The following is a 15,486-nucleotide window of genomic DNA, read 5'->3' on the forward strand; positions in this document are numbered from 1 at the left end:
AAAAGATCCTTTATATTATTAGAGATCACTTACTTAGATCTTGAGCACTGTTTAATCATTTATCTTCTGCTAATTTCTAGGTAGAATACGCTCCCTTTTGAAGTTTACTGGTTTGATTTAAGTAGGATCCCATTAATGATTTTTCACGAAAATTTTGACGTTATCGTAGTAGGTGGTGGACATGCTGGCACTGAAGCCGCATTGGCAGCTGCCCGTATGGGGATGAATACCCTGCTGCTGACTCACAATATGGATACCCTTGGTCAAATGTCTTGTAACCCAGCGATTGGTGGCATTGGCAAAGGCCACTTAGTTAAAGAAATTGATGCCCTGGGTGGCGCAATGGCTCAGGCTATTGACAAAGGCGGGATCCAATTCCGTACGCTTAATTCTTCTAAAGGCCCTGCTGTACGAGCTACTCGTGCTCAAGCGGATCGTGCTTTGTACAAAGCGGCTATTCAGAACACACTTCAAAACCAAGAAAACTTAAAGATTTTTCAACAATCATGTGATGATCTTATCGTTGAAAACAACCGTGTAACCGGTGTCGTTACCCAAATGGGTCTGCGTTTCAGTGCTCCTAGTGTAGTACTAACCGTAGGCACATTCTTAGGTGGCCAAATTCATATCGGTCTTGAAAACTTTAAAGGTGGCCGTGCAGGCGATCCACCTTCAATTGCATTGGCTGATCGTTTACGCGAACTTCCATTTAGAGTGGATCGTTTAAAAACCGGCACACCACCACGTATTGATGCACGCACTGTTGATTTTTCTAAAATGCAAGAACAACCAGGTGATGCACCAACACCGGTATTCTCATTTATAGGTAAACAAAGTGATCACCCACAACAAATTCCGTGTTACATCACTTACACAAATGAAAAAACACATGATGTTATTCGCAAAAACTTACATCGCTCACCTATGTACTCAGGTGTTATCGAAGGAATAGGCCCACGTTACTGTCCGTCTATTGAAGATAAAATTGTCCGTTTTGCTGATAAAGATAAGCACCAGATATTTGTAGAGCCAGAAGGCTTAACGTCATACGAGTTATATCCTAACGGTATTTCAACCAGCTTACCGTTCGATGTGCAGTTAGAAATTGTGCAATCGATCACCGGATTTGAAAATGCACATATCTGTCGTCCTGGCTATGCTATTGAGTATGACTTTTTTGATCCGCGCGACTTAAAACAATCATTAGAAACTAAATTTATTGATGGTTTATTTTTTGCTGGTCAGATTAATGGTACTACCGGTTACGAAGAAGCGGGCGCACAAGGTCTGATCGCAGGTATGAATGCAGCCTTACAAGTACAAGGTAAAGAATCGTGGACGCCACGTCGTGATGAAGCTTATGTTGGTGTATTAATTGACGACTTAGCAACACTGGGTACAAAAGAACCGTACCGCATGTTTACTAGCCGCGCTGAATACCGTTTGTTACTACGTGAAGACAACGCTGATATACGTTTAACTGAAAAAGGCCGTGAATTAGGTTTAGTTAACGATGAACGTTGGCAAGCATTCAACGAAAAAATGGAAGTGATCGCTAAAGAAAAACAGCGTATTAAAGATACCTGGATCCATAAAGATCATGCGGTTGTTGATCAAGTAAATGAATTACTTAAAACTCCACTTGTGCGTGAAGCCAGCTTAGAAGAATTATTACGCCGACCTGAAGTGCGTTATAACGACTTGATGGCCATTGAAGGACTCGGATCTGAATTTACCAATAAGGCCGCTTTAGAGCAGGTTGAAATTCATACGAAGTACGCAGGTTACATTGCACGCCAGCAAGATGAGATCAATAAGCAGCTTCGTCATGAAGAAACAATTTTACCAAAAGAGTTTGATTATAAAACCGTCTCTGGTTTATCAAATGAAGTTGTTGCTAAGCTAATTGATGCTCGTCCAGACACTATTGGTCAAGCTTCGCGTATTTCTGGTATCACCCCAGCGGCGATTTCGCTATTATTAGTGTATCTGAAGAAGCAAGGCTTGTTGCGCAAAACTGCGTAACAGTAAAGGTACATTGTGTTACAGCAACAATTAACAACTTTGTTAGCGCAAACTGATATTGCGCTAACACAAAAACAACAGCAGCAACTTGTTCGCTATGTCGAATTACTCGATAAGTGGAATAAAGCCTATAATTTAACCTCAGTACGTTTACCTCAAGAAATGATGGTTAAACATATAATGGATAGCTTAGTTGTTGCGCCTCACTTGACCGGTCATCATTATATTGATGTTGGCACAGGTCCTGGTTTACCGGGCATAGTGTTAGCTATTGCCTTACCCGATACGCAGTTTGTATTATTAGATAGTTTAGGCAAACGTGTACGTTTTTTAATGCATGTTAAACATGAGCTTGGCCTTGATAATGTGACCCCTGTGCAGTCAAGAGTTGAAGAATATCAACCAAGTGTTAAATTAGATGGCGTACTAAGTCGTGCATTTGCATCGTTACAAGATATGATTGACTGGTGTTCGCACTTAATCGATCATTCAGGTAAGTTCATTGCACTTAAAGGGGTATTTCCAAGTGAGGAATTAGACTCACTCCCTGCTGGTGTTAAGTTTGAGCAAAAAATTGCATTAGAAGTACCCGATTTAGATGCACAACGACATTTAATAATTCTTTCTAAAGACTAGGGATCAGAGACACTGTGGCAAAAGTCATCGCATTAGCAAATCAAAAAGGCGGAGTAGGTAAAACGACCACTGCCGTTAATCTCGCTGCATCTATGGCTGCAACGAAACGTAAAGTGCTGTTAATAGATCTCGATCCGCAAGGCAATGCGACCATGGGCAGTGGCGTCGACAAATATGGTGACGTCCCTACTATCTATGATTTACTCATAGAAGATAAGCCTATTGATGAGGTGATTATTAAAGAAACCTCAGGCGAGTATCATATGATTGCTGCAAACGGCGATGTGACCGCTGCAGAAGTTAAATTGATGGAATTATTTGCTCGCGAAGTACGCTTACGCAATGCACTTGAAAAAATTCAGGAGCAGTACGAGTTTATTTTTATAGACTGCCCGCCTTCTTTAAATATGCTAACCGTTAATGCCATGGCTGCTGCCGATTCTATTTTAGTGCCTATGCAATGTGAATATTATGCATTGGAAGGATTAACTGCATTAATGGATACGATTACGCAACTTGCTAAGTTAGTTAATCCTAACTTACAGATTGAAGGCATACTTCGTACTATGTACGATCCGCGTAATCGATTAGCAAATGATGTATCAGAACAATTAAAACAACATTTTGGCGATAAAGTATACCGTACGGTGATCCCACGTAATGTTCGACTTGCAGAAGCCCCTAGTTTTGGCGCACCGGCAATGTACTACGATCGAGCATCAAGTGGTGCGAAAGCGTATTTAGCTCTCGCGGGTGAAATGCTGCGCAGAAAAGAAAAAACAACTCCTGTTGTCGCCTAACTTTGAGGTAAAAAAAATAACATGTCTGCTAAAAAACGAGGTTTAGGCCGAGGACTCGATGCACTTTTAAGTTCATCTAAACCTGCACCAAGCGAAAGCAAGGAACACGACAGCGCCAATGTAACAAACGCAGTTGAAAATGCGGCACAGCCTAACAACAGTGAATTACAAAAACTACCCATCGAATTTTTACACTCAGGGAAATACCAACCTCGTAAAGACATGTCTGAAGAGGCACTTGAAGAACTTGCCAGTTCAATTCGTTCACAAGGGATAATTCAACCGATTGTTGTACGCCCAGTTGCGCATAGCAGTTATGAAATTATTGCCGGTGAACGTCGTTGGCGCGCTGCGCAAATTGCCAAGCTTGAGTTTGTACCGTGTATTATTAAAGATGTACCCGATGAAGCGGCCGTTGCCATTGCCCTAATTGAAAATATTCAGCGTGAAGACTTAAACGCCATGGAAGAAGCGATAGCACTTAATCGCTTGCTTAATGAGTTTGAGTTAACGCATCAACAGGTGGCTGATGCCGTTGGTAAATCGCGTACTACCGTGACTAACTTATTACGCTTGAACAACCTCAATAACGATGTAAAGATTTTGTTAGAGCATGGTGACATTGAAATGGGTCACGCACGTTGCTTATTAGCACTTGAAGGCGAAGTGCAATCGGATGCTGCCCGTTTAGCTGTTGCAAAAGCATTGACCGTTCGCGAAACTGAAAAGCTAGTACGTTCTATTTTAGAGCCTGTTCCAGCAAAAGAAGTAATAGAAAAAGACCCAGATGTTAAACAGTTAGAGCAACAGCTTGCTGATAACTTAGGGGCAAAAGTAGAAATAAATTACAACAAAAAAGGCAAAGGGAAGTTGGTTATTTCTTACACTAATCTTGACGAGTTAGACGGTATTTTAAACCGTATCAATCAAGACTATTCCCACCATTAATTCATTGGATGTCTAAAAAGGGACATTTACAGCGATTTTGTGTTACAAAGCACCTACTCAAGTTGCAAAACTGGCAGGATTAAGTATAATTTCGCCAGTTTTCATACCCTGACAATTAGAGCGTCATAAAGGTTAATTAAAAGTGACTAATAAGTTAGCGAGCCCGTATAGGCTTGCCGCATTAAAATTAATTTGCCTTCAGGGATTTGTAGCCCTTTTAGCTGCACTAATAATTTTTATAGGTTGGGAAACCAATGCCGCACTTTCAGCTCTAGCTGGTGGCGCAGTCGCAGTACTTCCTAACTTTGTATTTGCGCTTTATGCATTCAGATATATGGGTGCAAGTCGAGCAAATCAAGCGTATGCCTCGTTAAAACGCGGCAACGGATTAAAATTTATGCTAACAATCGTTTTGTTTGCACTAATGCTAAAGCTTTATCCGGTAGTACTGCTACCTTTCTTTTGTGCTTATGTGTTGGTGTTGTTTACAGGATTGTTTACACCCGTTTTTTTTAAACATTAACTTTTGGGATATAACATGGCTGCAGAAGAAGTTACTCTATCTAGCCATATTCAGCACCACTTAACCAATGCTAAGATGTGCTCGACCGACGCCGGTCTTGCCTTCAATAAAGCATGTACGGATAGTGGCTTCTGGACATGGCATATAGATACCCTCGCATGGTCTATCGGACTAGGTCTAATATTTTTATGGATCTTCCGTAGTGCCGCAAAAAAATCAACTCTGGGTGTACCTGGAAAACTTCAATGTTTCATTGAAATGGTTGTTGAGTTCGTTGGCGACAACGTACGCGATACCTTCCACGGTAAAAGTAAGCTAATTGCACCATTAGCATTAACAATATTCGTTTGGATATTCTTAATGAACTTAATGGATTTAATCCCAGTTGACTTCCTACCTGCATTTGCTGGCTTTGTTGGCGAAACTGCATTCGGTATGGATTCACACGACGTATACATGAAAATTGTACCAACTACAGATATCAACATGACAGCTGCACTTGCGCTGGGCGTGTTCATTCTAATGATTGGTTACTCAATTAAAATCAAAGGTATCGGCGGTTTTATTAAAGAACTAACACTTCACCCGTTTAGTTCAAACAATACAGCTATGCAGATTCTTTTAATCCCATTCAACCTATTACTAGAACTTATCGCATTGGTTTCTAAGCCGTTTTCACTGGCTCTGCGTTTGTTCGGTAACTTATATGCAGGTGAATTAATCTTCATCCTTATCGGTGCAATAGGTTTAATGCAACTACCGTTGCACTTTGTGTGGGCTGTATTCCATATCTTGGTAATTGTATTGCAAGCATTCGTATTCATGATGCTTACAATCGTATACCTAAGCATGGCAAGTTCGGATAATCACTAATTTATAACTTTTAATTTTTACTTTTAATTACAATTGAAACTTTGGAGAAAAAAATGGAACTAGTATTAGGTCTTAAGTACATCGCAGTAGCTTTACTTATCGGCTTCGGTGCAATCGGTACAGCAATCGGTTTTGGTAACATGGGCGGTAAATTCCTTGAAGCATGTGCGCGTCAACCTGAGCTTGCACCATCGCTACAAGTTAAAATGTTTATCCTTGCTGGTCTAATCGATGCTGTAGCAATGATTGGTGTTGGTATCGCGATGGTATTGTTGTTCGTACTTTAATTTTATTTTTTGAACAGCTTACTATTTAAGGAGGAGCGGTTGTGAACTTAAACGCCACTCTTATCGGTGAATTAATTGCGTTTACGGTGTTCGTATTATTTTGTATGAAATACGTATGGCCACCACTAAACGGTGCAATTGAAGCTCGCCAGAAGAAAATCGAAGATGGTTTAGCTGCCTCTGATAGAGCCGAAAAAGACTTAGAACTTGCGCAACACAAAGCTGCAGAACAGCTTAAAGATGCAAAGGCTCAAGCGGCTGATATCATTGAACAAGCTAAAAAGCGTGCCACGCTAATCGTTGACGAAGAAACTGTTCGTGGTCAACAAGAGCGTGAAAAAATTATTGCTCAAGGGCACTCTGAAATCGAAGCAGAGCGTAACCGTGTGACAGAAGAGCTACGTAAGAAAGTAGCAACTCTGGCTGTGGTTGGCGCAGAAAGAATTTTAGAGCGCGAAATCAATCAAGCCGCACATAGTGACATCGTTGAAAAACTTGTCGCTGAGCTGTAATTAGGAGGGTATGAGCATGTCTGAATTGACTACTATCGCTCGCCCATACGCTAAAGCGGCTTTTGAACTTGCCGTTGAAAAAGGCACCATTGAAAGTTGGAATGACATGTTGTTCTTTGCTGGCCACGTTGCCAGCAATGAACAGGCATCAACCATTTTAGCTGGGTTGCCTACTGCTACTGCACAAGCTGAGTTATTTATTAACTTATGTGGTGAGCAGCTCAACGAACAAGGTCAGAACCTAGTTAAGGTGATGGCTGAAAATGGACGTTTGATTGCACTACCTGAAGTTGCTCATTTATTTTCTGCTTTAAAAGCAGACTATGACAAAGAAATCGATATTGACGTGATTTCGGCAACGCCTCTTGCTGCAGCGCAGCAAGAATCATTGGTAGCGGCACTTGAAAAACGTTTCGCACGCAAAGTTAAGCTGAATTGTAGTGAAGACGCTACAGTTGTTGGCGGTCTTATTATCAAGGCGGGTGACACTGTAATTGACGGCTCTTTACGCGGTAAATTAAATCGCTTAGCCACAACACTACAATCGTAATTGGGAAAAAGAGCATGCAACTTAATTCCACTGAAATTTCAGATCTGATCAAACAACGTATTGAGAAGTTCGAAGTTGTAAGTGAAGCTCGTAACGAAGGTACAATTGTATCTGTTACTGACGGTATCATTCGCATCCACGGTCTAGCTGACTGTATGCAAGGTGAGATGATTGAGCTTCCTGGCAACCGTTATGCTATCGCACTAAACCTTGAGCGCGACTCAATTGGTGCAGTAGTAATGGGTCCTTACGCTGACCTTACAGAAGGCGTAAAAGTATACACAACTGGTCGTATCTTAGAAGTGCCTGTTGGTGCGGGTCTACTTGGTCGTGTTGTAAACACACTAGGTGCTCCTATCGATGGTAAAGGCGCTTTAGATAACGACGGTTTTGAACCTGTAGAAAAAATTGCACCAGGTGTAATCGAGCGTCAATCAGTAGATGAGCCAGTGCAAACTGGTTACAAATCTATCGATGCAATGATTCCAGTTGGTCGTGGTCAACGTGAGCTTGTTATCGGTGACCGCCAAACAGGTAAAACTGCACTAGCAATCGATGCTATCATCAACCAAAAAGACACAGGCGTTAAGTGTGTGTACGTTGCGGTTGGTCAAAAAGCATCTACTATTGCTAACGTAGTACGTAAATTAGAAGAGCACGGAGCACTTGCAAATACTATCGTAGTTGTAGCATCTGCTTCTGAATCTGCGGCACTTCAGTACTTAGCACCGTTCTCGGGCTGTACTATGGGTGAATACTTCCGTGACCGTGGTGAAAACGCATTAATCGTATATGATGATTTATCTAAGCAAGCTGTTGCTTACCGTCAAATCTCATTGCTACTTAAGCGTCCACCAGGCCGTGAAGCATACCCAGGTGACGTATTCTACCTTCACTCGCGTCTTTTAGAGCGTGCATCACGTGTAAACACGGATTACGTTGAAAAATTCACTAACGGTGAAGTGAAAGGTAAAACAGGTTCATTGACGGCATTGCCTATCATTGAAACTCAAGGCGGCGACGTTTCTGCGTTCGTACCGACAAACGTTATCTCTATCACCGATGGTCAGATCTTCTTAGAAACTGACTTATTCAACTCAGGTATCCGCCCGGCAGTAAATGCTGGTATCTCGGTATCGCGTGTTGGTGGTGCTGCACAAACTAAAATCGTTAAGAAACTAGGTGGCGGTATCCGTCTAGCCCTAGCTCAGTACCGTGAATTAGCTGCGTTCTCGCAGTTCGCGTCTGACCTTGATGATGCTACTCGTGCTCAACTTGAGCATGGTGAGCGTGTAACAGAGCTAATGAAGCAGAAACAGTACGCGCCAATGTCTGTTGCTGAAATGTCTTTGTCGTTATTCGCAGCTGAGAAAGGTTACTTAAAAGACATCGAAATCGCTAAAATTATGGATTTCGAAGCGGCTTTACTTTCTTACGCAAATAGCACATACGCAGAGCTTATGGCTCAAATCAATGAAACTGGTAACTACAACGCCGAGATCGAAACGCAGCTTAAAGAACTTCTAGAGAAGTTCAAGTCTACGCAAACTTGGTAATTTAGTTATTAATGGTGTGCTTTATATTCTAAAGCACACCTTGATTCGGAGAGAGAGTCATGGCCAGCGGAAAAGAGATTAAAAGCAAGATCGGCAGTATTAAAAATACTCAAAAGATCACTAGCGCAATGGAAATGGTTGCTGCGTCTAAAATGAAAAAGGCGCAAGAACGAGTGGCTTCAAGCCGTCCATACGCTGAAAAATTACGTAAAGTGATTGGTCGTGTTGCTCAAGCAAATCTTGATTTTACTCACCCGTTCTTAGAAGAACGTGAAGTAAAACGAGTTGGTTATATTGTTATCTCTACTGACCGTGGTCTGTGTGGCGGTTTAAACTCAAACGAGTTTAAAAAAGTCGCATTAGAGATTAAAGCGTGGAAAGAAAAAGGCGTAGATGCTGATTTTGCTACTTTAGGTAGTAAAGCAGCTGGCTTCTTTCAACGTTTTGGTGGTCAAGTGCTTGCTAAAAAAGCAGGTCTTGGAGATAAGCCTTCAGTACAGGATGTAATTGGTCCTGTAAAAGTAATGCTAGATGCATTCTCTGAAGGTAAAATTGACCGTTTATTCCTGGTATATAACAACTTTGTTAATACCATGAAGCAAGAGCCAATAGTAGATCAGTTACTCCCTTTGCCAAAAGCTGAAGAAGAAGTATCTACACATGCATGGGATTACTTATATGAACCAAACCCAGAGGCTATTTTAGAGTCTTTGTTAGTACGTTTCATTGAGTCTCAGGTATACCAAGGTGTAGTTGAAAACGCTGCCTCTGAACAGGCTGCCCGCATGGTTGCAATGAAAGCTGCAACTGATAATGCCGGTGACCTTATGGATGAGTTACAGCTTGTATATAACAAAGCTCGCCAAGCAGCAATCACACAAGAAATTAGTGAGATTTGTTCTGGTTCAGCAGCAGTTTAATGCTTCAGGCAAAGATTAACGAGAGGAATAGACATGAGTTTAGGTAAGGTCGTCCAAATTATCGGCGCCGTTGTGGATATCGAATTTCCACAAGACAGCGTGCCAGCCGTATATGACGCGCTAAAAGTAACAGATGGCGATTTAGCTGGTTTGACTTTAGAAGTTCAACAGCAGCTAGGTGGCGGTGTGGTACGTACTATCGCACTAGGTACTACAGACGGTTTACGTCGTGGTGCTGCAGTAGCAAACACAGGCGAAGCAATTCAAGTTCCAGTTGGTACTAAGACCCTAGGTCGTATCATGAACGTACTTGGTGAGCCAATTGATGAAGCAGGTCCAATCGGTGAAGACGAGCGTATGTCTATCCACCGTGCAGCACCTACTTACGAAGAGCAATCAAGCTCAGTAGAACTTTTAGAAACGGGTATCAAGGTAATCGACCTTGTATGTCCATTCGCTAAAGGTGGTAAAGTTGGTTTATTCGGTGGTGCCGGTGTTGGTAAAACCGTAAACATGATGGAACTTATCCGTAACATCGCAATCGAGCACAGCGGCTACTCAGTATTCGCAGGTGTTGGTGAGCGTACTCGTGAGGGTAACGATTTCTACCATGAAATGAACGATTCAAACGTACTTGATAAAGTATCGCTTGTATACGGTCAGATGAACGAGCCACCGGGTAACCGTTTACGCGTAGCGTTAACAGGTCTTACTATGGCTGAGAAGTTCCGTGACGAAGGTCGCGACGTACTTTTCTTCGTAGATAACATCTACCGTTACACACTTGCGGGTACAGAAGTATCAGCACTTCTTGGTCGTATGCCATCAGCGGTAGGTTACCAGCCTACACTTGCTGAAGAAATGGGTGTACTTCAAGAGCGTATCGCATCTACTAAGACAGGTTCAATTACTTCAATCCAAGCGGTATACGTACCTGCGGATGATTTAACGGATCCATCTCCAGCAACAACGTTTGCTCACTTAGATGCAACAGTGGTACTTTCACGTGATATCGCATCACTAGGTATTTACCCAGCGGTAGACCCTCTTGATTCATCTTCACGTCAGCTTGATCCACAAGTAATCGGTGAAGAGCACTACGGTGTAGCGCGCGGCGTTCAAACAGTTCTTCAGCGTTACAAAGAGCTTAAAGACATCATCGCGATTCTAGGTATGGACGAGCTTTCTGACGAAGATAAGCAACTTGTATCTCGTGCACGTAAAATCCAGCGTTTCCTATCTCAGCCATTCTTCGTGGCAGAGGTATTTACAGGTGCGCCAGGTAAATACGTTTCACTTAAAGACACAATTGCAGGCTTCAAAGGTATCTTAAACGGTGAGTTTGATGATATGCCAGAGCAAGCGTTCTACATGGTTGGCTCTATCGAAGAAGCTCAAGAAAAAGCCAAAAGCATGTAATTAGGAGGGTAGTATGGCAGCTATGACTGTACATCTTGATGTAGTAAGTGCTGAAGAGAAATTATTTTCTGGTTTAGTAGAATCTATTCAAGTATCTGGTAGTGAAGGTGAGTTAGGTGTTAACGCCGGTCACGCCCCACTACTAACTGCCCTTAAACCTGGTATGGTACGTTTAGTTAAGCAATTTGGTGAAGAAGAACTCATCTATATTGCTGGCGGTACACTAGAAGTTCAACCGAACATAGTGACCGTACTTGCTGATACAGCTGTTCGTGGTGAAGACCTAGACGAAAAAGCTGCAGAGCAAGCTAAGCGTGACGCTGAAGCCCAAATGGCAAAAGGCGCATCTGCTGAACTTGATTACAATCAAGCAGCAATGCAACTAGCTGAAGCAATTGCTCAGCTACGCATTATTCAGCAATTACGTAAAAAGTAAGCCTATCTGGTTTTTAAAAGCCCACTTTATGTGGGCTTTTTTGTGCTTGATGATAAATCCCGTGACTATTTGTAAATAAATTAATCGTAATGGCTAATATCTCTTCATTATTACTTATATCTACGCAAGATCCTCGTTACAATAACCCTATTCTATTAGGTGTTATTTTGCTTAAGTTAAGATTCAGTAGTCATTGCTTAGCCTACTGAGTATTTGCACATGATGTGACTTACGTAATCTACTTTGCAGCACACTTATTCTATCAAGCTAAAACAACGGAAAAAGGAAATTGTTTTAATGGCTCTAACAACAGTAATTCTTGCAGCGGGTAAAGGTACTCGTATGCGCTCTGCTCTGCCTAAGGTACTGCATAAAGTGGCAGGTAAACCTATGGTGCAACACGTTATCGATAATGCCAATGCGCTAGGTGCTACATCGACTAACTTAGTTTATGGTCATGGCGGCGAACTATTACAACAACAGTTAGCCGATAATAACGTAAACTGGGTGCTACAAGCTGAGCAACTAGGCACAGGCCACGCAGTGGCACAAGCAAACCCACATATAAATGACGACGACGCTGTACTGGTTTTATACGGTGACGTACCTTTAACGAAACAATCTACACTTGAGCGCTTATTAGCAGTGACACCTAAAAATGGTTTAGCAGTATTAACCGTTAATTTAGCAAATCCAAATGGCTACGGGCGCATGTTACGTGTTGATGGTAAGTTAGTGGGTATTGTTGAGCAAAAAGATGCTACCGCAGAGCAGTTACTTATTAACGAAGTAAACACCGGTATTATGGCGGTAAATGGTAAGCTTTTAAAAACATGGTTAGGTAACCTATCTAACAATAATGCCCAAGGTGAATACTACCTAACAGATATAGTTGCTATGGCGCATAGTGAAGGCGTAGAAATTACATCAGCACAACCAGATCACCCAATGGAAGTTGAAGGTGCAAATAACCGCGTACAACTTGCAGGATTAGAGCGTGCTTATCAAGCATGGCAAGCAGAAGAACTCATGCTAAATGGGGCCACCCTTGCTGACCCTGCACGTATTGACGTACGTGGCGACGTTAAAACAGGTGAAGATGTCCTCATCGATATCAACGTTATTTTTGAAGGTACAGTGACCTTAGGTAATAACGTACAAATTGGACCTAACTGTGTACTTAAAAACTGTAGCATCGGTGATAATGTTATTATTAAAGCCAATACACTAATTGAAGATGCATCAGTTGCAGCTCAATGTACACTCGGCCCATACGCCCGCCTTCGCCCTGGTGCAGTAATGGAAGAAGACTCGCACATTGGCAATTTTGTCGAAATGAAAAAAACTCGTTTAGGTAAGGGTTCTAAAGCAAACCACTTAAGTTACTTAGGCGATGCTGAAATTGGTGAAAAAGTGAATATTGGCGCAGGCACGATCACTTGTAACTACGATGGTGTGAATAAAGCGAAAACCGTTATTGGCGATAATGCCTTTATTGGCTCTAACTCATCACTGGTTGCTCCTGTAAATATTGGTGCTACAGCAACTGTAGGTGCAGGTTCTGTGATCACCAATACTGTCGCGGATGATCAGTTAGCCGTAGCACGTGGCAAGCAACGCAATTTAGATGGTTGGAAACGCCCAGTTAAAAAATAGTAATGGCCATTACTTATTAAATATTTAAAGCGAGTTTTATAACTCGCTTTTTTATTGCCTAAATATAATTCAAATAAAAATGCCATATTGCTGTCATCCCTGTGTGTTGATATTTAACTAATACAACACTAAGGAAAACAATAATGTTAAACAAATCAATAATAGCCCTTTCTTTGCTATCACTATTAACTGGTTGCTCACTAGATGGTGATGACGGCCAAGATGGCGCACAGGGTGTACAAGGTACAGCGGGTAATAATGGCGAAAACGGCACTAATGCAAATTCAGCTTTAAATATAAATCTTATTGGCCGCGCGGTCCTCAATGCACAAAGCCCAGAGGGGGCAGCTGAAATAGTCGCCTACCAAGCCTCTAAAAAATGGATTTATGCCATTAATAGCTCTGGCGATGAGGCTGTTGTGAATATCATTCCTGCCGATACGTTCGACACCGCAGCATTAGTAAAAGATAACGAAGGTATTGTAACCGCGACCAACTTAGCCTCTGCCATTACGCTCTCACTAAATGAAAATACGCCTGGCGATGCAAACAGCATAGCTATCGATGCAAATAACCAATTATTAGCGGTAGCAATGGCTGCTACAAACGTGGGCGAAGCTGGCCAAATAGCGTTTTACGATACTAGCGGAGATACACCAGTATTTATTAAAAATGTAACAGTAGGTGCCCTACCCGACATGGTGGCATTTAGTCATGATGGTGCAAAAGTGGTGGTCGCTAATGAAGGTGAACCTAATGGCGACTACAGTATCGACCCCGAAGGCACTATTAGCATTATCGATATCACTAACGGCACTATTGCCGATACCGCTATGAGCATCAACTTTCAAGATTACAATAATCAGCAAGCAGAATTAGAAGCGCAGGGCTTAGTGTTTGCCAATCCTACTGGACGTACTATTAATGGTAATTTAATAAATACCACCGTCGCTATGGATTTAGAGCCAGAATATGTGAGTATTTCCAAGGATAATAAATACGCCTATGTCTCTATTCAAGAAAATAACGCTCTAGCCATCATCAACCTTGAAGATAATTCCCTTGAGCTAAAAGGACTCGGTTTTAAAGATTGGTCAAACTTACAATTTGACGCTTCAGACAAAGACGGTGGTGTTAATTTTAAATCATACCCTGGTTTATATGGCATGTATCAGCCAGATACAATTGCAAGTTTTAGCTGGAAAGGAGCCAACTTTATTGTATCTGCCAATGAGGGTGATGCACGCGAATACTTTTTTGATGCCAGCGATGAAGCTGATTGTATCGCTCAGGGTGGCCTTGATTATGACGCTAAAGATGGGTGTTTGGGATATATAGATGAAAGCCGCGTAGAAGATCTAACGCTCGCAGCTAACTTCGATTACTTAAATAACGATGATAACGACATTGGTCGTTTAAAAGTTACAACAGTAAAAGGTGATAAAAATAACGATGGCCAATACGAATCGCTTTATGCTTATGGCGCACGGTCATTTACCATTTGGGATAGCAATGGGCTGGTGGTGTTTGACTCAGGCGATCAAATTGCACGAGTAACCGCTTCTGTTCATGGTAACGCGTTTAATAATAACGAAGATGAAAACAAAGGCGATACACGCTCAGATGATAAAGGGGCAGAACCCGAAGCGCTAACATTAGGTGAGGTTGGCGACAGGTTATTTGCTTTTGTTGGCTTAGAGCGTATGGGCGGAATAATGGTGTTTGATATAACCAACCCTTATGATGTGAAATTTCAAGACTACTTTTATAATCGTGGTTTAGAACCAAGTACAGATATAAGTGGCGATCTCGCTCCTGAAGGAATGACATTTGTTCCTGCAGCGCAAAGTGCAACAAACGAAGCACTGCTTATAGTCGGTAATGAAATCTCAGGCTCAATTGCCGTATGGGAAATAACAACTCAGTAATTAGTAAAGTTTTAAGTAAAAGCAATATAGCGGTTAGCTATAAATCGCTTTTACTTTCTCCTCTCTTAATAACTATGCCTTTTCTGAATGCTTTTTAATCAAAAACACCTCTACAACCCTTTGTTTGTATGGTTATTGTACTAAATTGAAATTAATTTAATAAAACTGAAATAAAGCATTGACCCTCTCCAGAATATCCCTATAATGCGCATCCACTGACCCGGCAGGCAGCAATGAAAAGCGCTGAACAAACGGTAAGTAAGTCGAGTAAAACTTAGCTTTTAAATCTTTTAAAAGAAACTAAAAATTAAGTGTTGACAAAAAAATAGGAAAGCGTAATATGCGCAGCCCTAGCGAGATAAAGTTTAACGCTTTAATCGCAACGTTCTTTAACAATATAAAGCAATCATCTGTGTG

At 41.7% G+C, this 15,486-nt stretch carries 15 protein-coding genes; all 15 read left to right on the plus strand.

The features are described 5' to 3' along the window. The first annotated feature begins 135 nt into the window (after positions 1 to 135). Positions 136 to 2,025: a tRNA uridine-5-carboxymethylaminomethyl(34) synthesis enzyme MnmG gene (gene mnmG / locus MTN96_RS30825; RefSeq protein ID WP_248533980.1), complete on the plus strand. Its 1,890-nt coding sequence runs from the start codon at positions 136 to 138 to the stop codon at positions 2,023 to 2,025. 15 nt (positions 2,026 to 2,040) lie between these two features. Then, entirely contained in the window at positions 2,041 to 2,661 is a 621-nt protein-coding gene (rsmG, locus tag MTN96_RS30830) for a 16S rRNA (guanine(527)-N(7))-methyltransferase RsmG (RefSeq protein WP_008464169.1), read from the plus strand. A gap of 14 nt (positions 2,662 to 2,675) precedes the next feature. After that, positions 2,676 to 3,461, plus strand: coding sequence for a ParA family protein (locus MTN96_RS30835; RefSeq protein WP_138626153.1), 786 nt, complete (start codon positions 2,676 to 2,678; stop codon positions 3,459 to 3,461). 21 nt (positions 3,462 to 3,482) lie between these two features. Continuing rightward, positions 3,483 to 4,409, plus strand: coding sequence for a ParB/RepB/Spo0J family partition protein (locus MTN96_RS30840; RefSeq protein WP_138626154.1), 927 nt, complete (start codon positions 3,483 to 3,485; stop codon positions 4,407 to 4,409). A 142-nt stretch (positions 4,410 to 4,551) separates the two neighbouring features. After that, positions 4,552 to 4,932 carry an ATP synthase subunit I gene (locus tag MTN96_RS30845; RefSeq protein WP_008112121.1) on the plus strand — a complete coding sequence of 127 codons (381 nt, stop codon included), beginning with the start codon at positions 4,552 to 4,554 and terminating at the stop codon, positions 4,930 to 4,932. Positions 4,933 to 4,947: 15 nt separating this feature from the next. Continuing rightward, positions 4,948 to 5,805 carry a F0F1 ATP synthase subunit A gene (gene atpB, locus MTN96_RS30850; RefSeq protein WP_138626155.1) on the plus strand — a complete coding sequence of 286 codons (858 nt, stop codon included), beginning with the start codon at positions 4,948 to 4,950 and terminating at the stop codon, positions 5,803 to 5,805. Positions 5,806 to 5,858: 53 nt separating this feature from the next. Then, complete coding sequence (gene atpE / locus MTN96_RS30855) at positions 5,859 to 6,092, plus strand: F0F1 ATP synthase subunit C (protein ID WP_004335261.1); 234 nt, start codon at positions 5,859 to 5,861, stop codon at positions 6,090 to 6,092. 41 nt (positions 6,093 to 6,133) lie between these two features. Continuing rightward, the gene (gene atpF, locus MTN96_RS30860) at positions 6,134 to 6,604 is read left to right on the plus strand and encodes a F0F1 ATP synthase subunit B (RefSeq protein WP_036980703.1); all 471 of its coding nucleotides are present in this window, start codon (positions 6,134 to 6,136) and stop codon (positions 6,602 to 6,604) included. Between the two features lie 16 nt (positions 6,605 to 6,620). Continuing rightward, the gene (gene atpH, locus MTN96_RS30865; RefSeq protein WP_016900009.1) at positions 6,621 to 7,154 is read left to right on the plus strand and encodes a F0F1 ATP synthase subunit delta; all 534 of its coding nucleotides are present in this window, start codon (positions 6,621 to 6,623) and stop codon (positions 7,152 to 7,154) included. A 14-nt stretch (positions 7,155 to 7,168) separates the two neighbouring features. Continuing rightward, complete coding sequence (atpA, locus tag MTN96_RS30870) at positions 7,169 to 8,710, plus strand: F0F1 ATP synthase subunit alpha (protein WP_248533982.1); 1,542 nt, start codon at positions 7,169 to 7,171, stop codon at positions 8,708 to 8,710. 59 nt (positions 8,711 to 8,769) lie between these two features. After that, complete coding sequence (atpG, locus tag MTN96_RS30875; RefSeq protein ID WP_138626157.1) at positions 8,770 to 9,630, plus strand: F0F1 ATP synthase subunit gamma; 861 nt, start codon at positions 8,770 to 8,772, stop codon at positions 9,628 to 9,630. Positions 9,631 to 9,663: 33 nt separating this feature from the next. Beyond that, positions 9,664 to 11,049 (plus strand): F0F1 ATP synthase subunit beta, encoded by a 1,386-nt coding sequence (gene atpD / locus MTN96_RS30880; protein ID WP_024601473.1) that lies wholly within the window; start codon positions 9,664 to 9,666, stop codon positions 11,047 to 11,049. A 13-nt stretch (positions 11,050 to 11,062) separates the two neighbouring features. Then, positions 11,063 to 11,485, plus strand: coding sequence for a F0F1 ATP synthase subunit epsilon (locus MTN96_RS30885; RefSeq protein WP_008464176.1), 423 nt, complete (start codon positions 11,063 to 11,065; stop codon positions 11,483 to 11,485). A 297-nt stretch (positions 11,486 to 11,782) separates the two neighbouring features. Continuing rightward, the gene (gene glmU / locus MTN96_RS30890) at positions 11,783 to 13,141 is read left to right on the plus strand and encodes a bifunctional UDP-N-acetylglucosamine diphosphorylase/glucosamine-1-phosphate N-acetyltransferase GlmU (RefSeq protein ID WP_248533984.1); all 1,359 of its coding nucleotides are present in this window, start codon (positions 11,783 to 11,785) and stop codon (positions 13,139 to 13,141) included. Between the two features lie 143 nt (positions 13,142 to 13,284). Then, positions 13,285 to 15,069: a choice-of-anchor I family protein gene (locus tag MTN96_RS30895; protein WP_248533986.1), complete on the plus strand. Its 1,785-nt coding sequence runs from the start codon at positions 13,285 to 13,287 to the stop codon at positions 15,067 to 15,069. Positions 15,070 to 15,486 lie beyond the last annotated feature (417 nt).

The organism is Pseudoalteromonas sp. 2CM28B, from assembly GCF_023161935.1.

Coding starts and splice junctions, on each gene's coding strand:
- glmU (WP_248533984.1), top strand. CDS start 11,783: ATGGCTCTAACAACAGTAATTCTTGCAGCGGGTAAAGGTACTCGTATG.
- mnmG (WP_248533980.1), top strand. CDS start 136: ATGATTTTTCACGAAAATTTTGACGTTATCGTAGTAGGTGGTGGACAT.
- MTN96_RS30895 (WP_248533986.1), top strand. CDS start 13,285: ATGTTAAACAAATCAATAATAGCCCTTTCTTTGCTATCACTATTAACT.
- atpA (WP_248533982.1), top strand. CDS start 7,169: ATGCAACTTAATTCCACTGAAATTTCAGATCTGATCAAACAACGTATT.
- atpE (WP_004335261.1), top strand. CDS start 5,859: ATGGAACTAGTATTAGGTCTTAAGTACATCGCAGTAGCTTTACTTATC.
- atpH (WP_016900009.1), top strand. CDS start 6,621: ATGTCTGAATTGACTACTATCGCTCGCCCATACGCTAAAGCGGCTTTT.
- atpG (WP_138626157.1), top strand. CDS start 8,770: ATGGCCAGCGGAAAAGAGATTAAAAGCAAGATCGGCAGTATTAAAAAT.
- MTN96_RS30840 (WP_138626154.1), top strand. CDS start 3,483: ATGTCTGCTAAAAAACGAGGTTTAGGCCGAGGACTCGATGCACTTTTA.
- atpB (WP_138626155.1), top strand. CDS start 4,948: ATGGCTGCAGAAGAAGTTACTCTATCTAGCCATATTCAGCACCACTTA.
- atpD (WP_024601473.1), top strand. CDS start 9,664: ATGAGTTTAGGTAAGGTCGTCCAAATTATCGGCGCCGTTGTGGATATC.
- MTN96_RS30885 (WP_008464176.1), top strand. CDS start 11,063: ATGGCAGCTATGACTGTACATCTTGATGTAGTAAGTGCTGAAGAGAAA.